The organism is Bradyrhizobium sp., assembly GCF_035484855.1.
Lineage (GTDB): Bacteria > Pseudomonadota > Alphaproteobacteria > Rhizobiales > Xanthobacteraceae > Bradyrhizobium.
In genome coordinates this window covers 25,378-31,618 of record NZ_DATHOP010000098.1, presented here as the reverse complement: position 1 = coordinate 31,618, position 6,241 = coordinate 25,378, and the positions used below count along the sequence as shown (strand labels likewise).

The 6,241-nt window shown below is 63.9% G+C and carries 6 protein-coding genes; all 6 read left to right on the top strand.

The features are described 5' to 3' along the window. Window positions 1–425 (top strand): enoyl-CoA hydratase/isomerase family protein (locus VK804_RS11645; RefSeq protein ID WP_325370961.1); only part of this gene is annotated, 425 nt, incomplete at its 5' end. A gap of 24 nt (window positions 426–449) precedes the next feature. Then, on the top strand, window positions 450–1,340 hold the full coding sequence (gene mmsB, locus VK804_RS11640) for a 3-hydroxyisobutyrate dehydrogenase (RefSeq protein ID WP_325370960.1): 891 nt from the start codon (window positions 450–452) through the stop codon (window positions 1,338–1,340). A gap of 165 nt (window positions 1,341–1,505) precedes the next feature. After that, window positions 1,506–3,242, top strand: coding sequence for an AMP-binding protein (locus VK804_RS11635; protein ID WP_325370959.1), 1,737 nt, complete (start codon window positions 1,506–1,508; stop codon window positions 3,240–3,242). Then, window positions 3,243–3,722 (top strand): MaoC family dehydratase, encoded by a 480-nt coding sequence (locus tag VK804_RS11630; protein WP_325370958.1) that lies wholly within the window; start codon window positions 3,243–3,245, stop codon window positions 3,720–3,722. A 132-nt stretch (window positions 3,723–3,854) separates the two neighbouring features. Continuing rightward, entirely contained in the window at window positions 3,855–4,772 is a 918-nt protein-coding gene (locus VK804_RS11625; RefSeq protein WP_325370957.1) for an SDR family NAD(P)-dependent oxidoreductase, read from the top strand. Between the two features lie 156 nt (window positions 4,773–4,928). Then, the gene (locus VK804_RS11620; RefSeq protein ID WP_325370956.1) at window positions 4,929–6,173 is read left to right on the top strand and encodes a TIGR03862 family flavoprotein; all 1,245 of its coding nucleotides are present in this window, start codon (window positions 4,929–4,931) and stop codon (window positions 6,171–6,173) included. Window positions 6,174–6,241 lie beyond the last annotated feature (68 nt).

Here is a 6,241-nt window from a genome sequence, read left to right as displayed (position 1 = left end):
GTTTCGCGACCGGCGAGACCTCAGGGCCCGTGGCTGCGCTGCAGCCGCAAATCGACCGCTGGTTTGCGCATGACCGGATGCAAGACATTCTCGCGGATTTGGAGCGGGACGGCTCGGAACTGGCGCAATCGACGCTGAAGACATTGAACGAGAAGTCGCCGCGCGGCATGGTGGTCGCGCTGAAATTGTTGCGGCTGGCGCGGGCTTCGTCCTCGCTGGAAGAATGCCTGGTGCGGGAATATCGCGCGGCGCTCGAAGTTTTTGCCAGCGCCGATTTTGTCGAAGGCGTGCGCGCCGCCGTGATCGACAAGGACCGCAATCCGCGCTGGTCGCCGCCGCGGGTCGAGGAGGTGACGGCGGAGATGGTTGCGCCGTATTTTAGGGAAATCGGTGCGGACGAACTGGTGTTCGACAATATAAAATAGACGCCTCAGGGGAGAGAATTTCGGATGGCACATATCGCATTCATCGGCCTCGGCAACATGGGCGGGCCGATGGCGGCCAACCTGGTCAAGGCCGGTCACACGGTGATCGCGTTCGATCTGGTGGAGGCTTCGCGCCATCAGGCCAAGGCGGATGGCGCCGGTATCGCCGACAGCGCGGCCGCCGCGGTGAGGGACGCCGAAACCGTCATCACCATGTTGCCGGCCGGCAAGCACGTCATCTCGGTCTGGACCGATGTCATTCCCGCCATGACCAAGGGCGCGCTGATCATCGATTGCTCGACCATCGATGTCGAAAGCTCCAAGCAGGCCCATGAACTCGCGGCCGAACATGGCGTACGGTCAGTCGATGCGCCGGTCTCCGGCGGCACCGGCGGCGCCAAAGGTGCGACATTGACCTTCATGTGCGGCGGCGACGACAAGGCGTTTGCGGCGGCAAAACCCGTGCTGGAGAAGATGGGCAAGAAGATCGTGCATTGCGGCGGCGCCGGCGCAGGGCAGGCGACGAAGATCTGCAACAACATGATTTTGGCGGTTTCCATGATCGCGGTTTGCGAGGGCTTTTCGCTCGCCGAAAAGCTCGGGCTTTCGCACCAGGCGTTGTTCGACGTCGCCTCGACCTCCTCGGGGCAATGCTGGGCGCTGACCAACTATTGCCCGGTGCCGGGCCCGGTGCCGACCTCGCCCGCGAACAACGATTACAAGCCCGGCTTTGCCGCCGCGCTAATGGTCAAGGACCTCACATTGGCGCAGGATGCGGCGAACGCCGCTGGCGCCGCGACGCCGCTCGGCAAGCACGCCCAGGAGATCTACAAGGCGTTCGATGCCGCCGGCAATGGCGGCGTGGATTTCTCGGGGATCATGCGGCATGTTCGTGGGTTGGCCGCGAAACAGTAGTGGGCGTCATCCTGAGGTGCGAGCCCAGCGGTGCCCTTGCACCGCAGGGCGAGCCTCGAAGGATGACTTGCTCGGTGCTTTGCGGTCCATCCTTCGAGGCTCGCCGAAGACGGCGAGCACCTCAGGATGACGTGGTGAACGCGGTGAGACCATAGGGTTCAGGACATGACGACATTCCAAGAAGCCCGCGCATTCCTGCTGAAACATCGCACCGACTACGACAGGGCGGTTGCTGATTTCCGCTGGCCCGATCCGGTACCGTTCAACTGGGCGCTGGACTGGTTCGACGCGGAACTGGCGCGCGATGCCGAGAGCAAGGATCGTCCGGCGCTGTGGATCGTCGATGCCGGCAGCAACAAGGAGACGAAGCTCTCATTCGAGTCGCTGTCGCGCCGTTCCAACCAGGTTGCAAATTTCCTGCGCGCGCAGGGGCTGAAGCGCGGCGATCATCTGTTGCTGCTGCTCGGCAATGTCGTGCCGCTGTGGGAGACCATGCTGGCGGCGATGAAGCTCGGCGTGGTGGTGATCCCCGCGACCACGCTATTGACGCCGGATGAATTGCGCGATCGGCTCGATCGGGGGCGGGCCAAAGTGGTGGTGGCGACGCAGGATCAGGTCGCGAAGTTTTCAGGCCTTGGCGGCGCAGAACTCATTCGCGTCGTGGTCGGCGCATCGTCGAAGCCCGACGGCTGGATTGCTTACGAGCAATCGGCGGACTATCCGGAAGCCTTCATGCCCGACGGGCCGACCAAATCGGACGAGCCGATGCTGCTCTATTTCACCTCGGGTACCACGGCCAAGCCGAAGCTGGTGCGGCACAGCCAGCGCAGCTATCCCGTCGGCGGATTGTCGACAATGTACTGGCTGGGCTTGCAGCCCGGCGACGTCCATCTCAACATCTCCTCGCCGGGCTGGGCCAAGCACGCCTGGAGCTGCTTCTTCGCGCCCTGGAATGCCGGTGCGACCATCTTCATTGTCAATCAGCAGCGCTTCGACGCCAAGGGTCTGCTCGCGACCATCGGCCGCTGCGGCGTCACCACGCTGTGCGCGCCGCCGACGGTGTGGCGGCTGTTCATCCAGGAACGGCTCGCCGACTTCAAGGTTTCTTTGCGCGAGGTCTGCGGCGCCGGTGAGCCGCTCAATCCGGAAGTGATCGACCAGGTGCGCGCGGCCTGGGGACTGACCATCCGCGACGGCTACGGCCAGACCGAAACCACCGCGCTGGCGGGCAATTCGCCGGGACAGAAGGTCAAGGTCGGATCGATGGGGCGGCCGCTGCCCGGCTACAAGGTCCAGATCACCGATATCGATGGGCACGAGACCAAAGAGGGCGAGGTCACGCTGGTGCTCGGCGACGACCGGCCGGCGGGACTGATGCAGGGCTATCAGGGCGACGACGGCAAATTGAGCGGCGCCGACGGCGAACTCTACCGCAGCGGCGACGTGGTATTTTCCGACGACGAGGGCTATCTCACTTTCGTTGGCCGCTCCGACGACGTCTTCAAATCATCCGACTACCGGATCAGCCCGTTCGAACTGGAAAGCATTTTGCTCGAGCATGACATGGTCGCCGAGGCCGCCGTCGTACCCAGCCCCGATCCGATCCGGCTGGCGATCCCGAAAGCCTATGTTCTCTGTGTTTCGGGCACCGAGCATTCCGGTGAAACCGCGCTGTCGATCTTCAGGCATCTGCACACCCGGCTCGCGCCGTTCAAGCGCATCCGCAGGATCGAGTTGGTGACGGAATTGCCGAAGACGATTTCCGGCAAGATCCGCCGCGTGCAATTGCGCCGGCTCGAACACGACAATGATCGCTCGGATTCGCTGCGCGGCCGGGAATTTCGCGAAGAGGATTTCCCGGAGCTGCAGAAGATGCGGCCCGCGGGCTCCGGGGAGAGCTAGATGAACGAAGTCTGGAAGAAGCCGCCGATCTCGCTTGCCGCCTACCAGGACATGGTCGGGCACGAGGTCGGCGTGTCCTCATGGCATCTGGTCGATCAAAACCGGATCGACGTCTATGCCAATGTGATCGAGGACCACCAGTTCATCCATGTCGACCCCGAGCGCGCCAAACGCGAAACATCCTTTGGCACCACGGTCGCGCACGGTTTTCTCACGATGTCGCTGATGAGCATCATGTCCTATGAGGTGATGCCGGTGATCTCGGGCACTACCATGGGCGTCAATTACGGTTTCGACAAACTGCGCTTCATCTCGCCGGTGCGCGCCGGCTCGCGCGTGCGCGGCCGCTTTGTGCTGGCGGAAGCCAAATTGCGCAAGCCGACGGAATTGCTCTCGCGCACCAATGTGACGGTGGAAATCGAGGGCGAGGAAAAGCCCGCGCTGGTCGCGGACTGGATCGGGCTGATTTATTTTGCCTGATCGCCACCCTCCGCCCGTCATTGCCGGGCTTGACCCGGCAATCCATCTTCTTATCAAGAGGACTCATTTCTTGATGGATGCGCGGGTCAAGCCCGCGCATGACAAGTGAGCCAAACTCCAGGAATTTCACCCATGACAATCAGGTTTGACGGACGCGTCGCCATCGTCACCGGCGCGGGCAATGGTCTTGGACGCGCGCATGCGCTGGGGCTGGCGAGCCGCGGCGCCAGGGTCGTCGTCAACGACTTCGGCGGCGCGCGAGATGGCACCGGCGGGTCGCTGACCCCGGCGGAGGCCGTGGTCGAGGAGATCAGCAAAGCCGGCGGCGTGGCGATGGCCGACGGCGCCGACGTCTCGAACTTCGAACAGGTCAAGGCGATGGTCGATCGCGCCACCCGGGAGTGGGGCAGCGTCGATATACTCTGCGCCAATGCCGGCATTTTGCGCGACAAATCCTTCGGCAAGATGGAGATCGCCGATTTTGCAAAAGTGCTGGAGGTGCATCTCACCGGCAGCTTCTATTGCTGCAAGGCGGTATGGGACGGCATGCGCGAGCGCAATTACGGCCGTATCGTGCTGACCACCTCGTCCTCCGGCCTCTATGGCAATTTCGGCCAGGCCAATTACGGTGCGGCGAAAAGTGGCATGATCGGGCTGATGAACGTGCTGGCCGAGGAGGGCCGCAAGAACAACGTCCGCGTCAACATCATCTCGCCGACGGCGGCCACCCGCATGACCGAGGAGTTGCTGCCGCCGCAGGCGCTGGCGCTGATGCGCCCCGAGGCGATCACGCCGGCGGTGGAATTCCTGCTGAGTGAGGACGCCCCGACCCGCACCATCATGGGCGCCGGCGCGGGCTCGTTTGCGGTGATCAAGATCATGGAGACCGAAGGCATCAACCTGCCGTCGTCGGAATGGACCCCTGACGCCGTCGCCGCGCATTTCGCGGAGATCAGCGACATGTCGAAGGCACGGGCGCTGGTAGGCGCATTCGAGCAGACGCAGAAATATGTCGGCCAGGCCGCGGCGCGCGCGGGGGTGAAGCTGTAGCTTCGCGGTGAGACAATTATCATTTCGTCATGGCCGGGCTTGTCCCGGCCATCCACGTCTTTGGTGCGCCGAGCAAGTGAAGACGTGGATGCCCGGGACAAGCCCGGGCATGACGATTGTTTCTCACTGTCCGCGAATCCGGCCTAACCTCACGTAATGTCTTCAATTCAAAACCAAGTCGCCGTCATCGGCGCCGGCCCCGCCGGCCTGATGGCGGCCGAGGTGCTGGCGCAGAAGGGCTGCAGCGTTACGGTCTATGACGCCATGCCTTCCGCCGGCCGCAAATTCCTGATGGCCGGGCGTGGCGGGCTCAATCTGACGCATAGTGAAGCGCTGCCGGCGTTCCTGACCCGCTACGGCAGGGCAATGCCGCAACTCGCAGCGGCAATTGAAAAATTCCCGCCCGATCGCTTGCGCCAATGGAGCGAGGCGCTGGGCCAGCCGACCTTTGTCGGCTCCAGCGGCCGGGTGTTTCCGAAGGAGATGAAAGCCTCGCCCTTGCTGCGCGCCTGGTTGCGGCGATTGGACTCGCTCAGCGTGCGGTTCGCGTTCCGCCACCGCTGGACCGGCTGGGATGAAGAGGGCCGCCTGTCGTTTGATACACCGGGCGGCCCGCGCGCCATCGAGGCCGGCGCCACCGTGCTGGCGCTCGGCGGCGCAAGCTGGCCGCGGCTCGGCTCCGACGGGGCGTGGACGAAAATCCTCGCCGCCAAGGGCGTGACGATGTCGCCGCTCAAGCCGGCCAATTGCGGTTTCATCGTCGCCTGGTCGGACGTTTTTCGAGACCGTTTTGAAGGTCAGCCGCTCAAGAGCCTCGCGCTGTCGTTCAGCGCGCGCGCCGTCCGCGGCGAGGCGATCATCACGCGGACGGGCATCGAAGGCGGCGCGGTGTACGCGCTGTCGGCGGAGTTGCGCGAGGCGATCCTGAGTTCGGGGCAGGCGACGCTGCACATCGCCTTGCGTCCTGATCTGGAAACCGGCGACCTCATCGCGCGGCTGTCGGCGCCGCGCGGCAAGCAATCGCTTTCGAACTGGCTGCGCAAGGCCGCGCAGCTTTCCCCTGTCCGCATCGGCCTGTTGCAGGAGGTCGCGATCGCCTCCGGCGTGTCGCTGTCATCGCTATCGCCGCAAGATCTCGCCGAACTGATCAATGTCGTACCGATCAAGCTGAACGGTGCAGCGCCGATGGCGCGTGCGATCTCGACTGCGGGCGGGATTTCGTTCGACGAACTCGATGCCGATTTCATGCTCCGCCGTTTGCCCGGCACCTTCGCCGCCGGCGAAATGCTCGACTGGGAAGCCCCGACCGGCGGCTACCTGCTGCAGGCCTCGTTCGCGACGGGCGCGGCAGCGGGGCGGGGCGCGGTGAAGTGGCTGGAGAACCAGATCCCTTCCCCATGAGGTGACGAGATCGAGCGAACGGATGCAATTTACGGTAGATGTGGTGTTTTGGTGACGGTATCTGATAG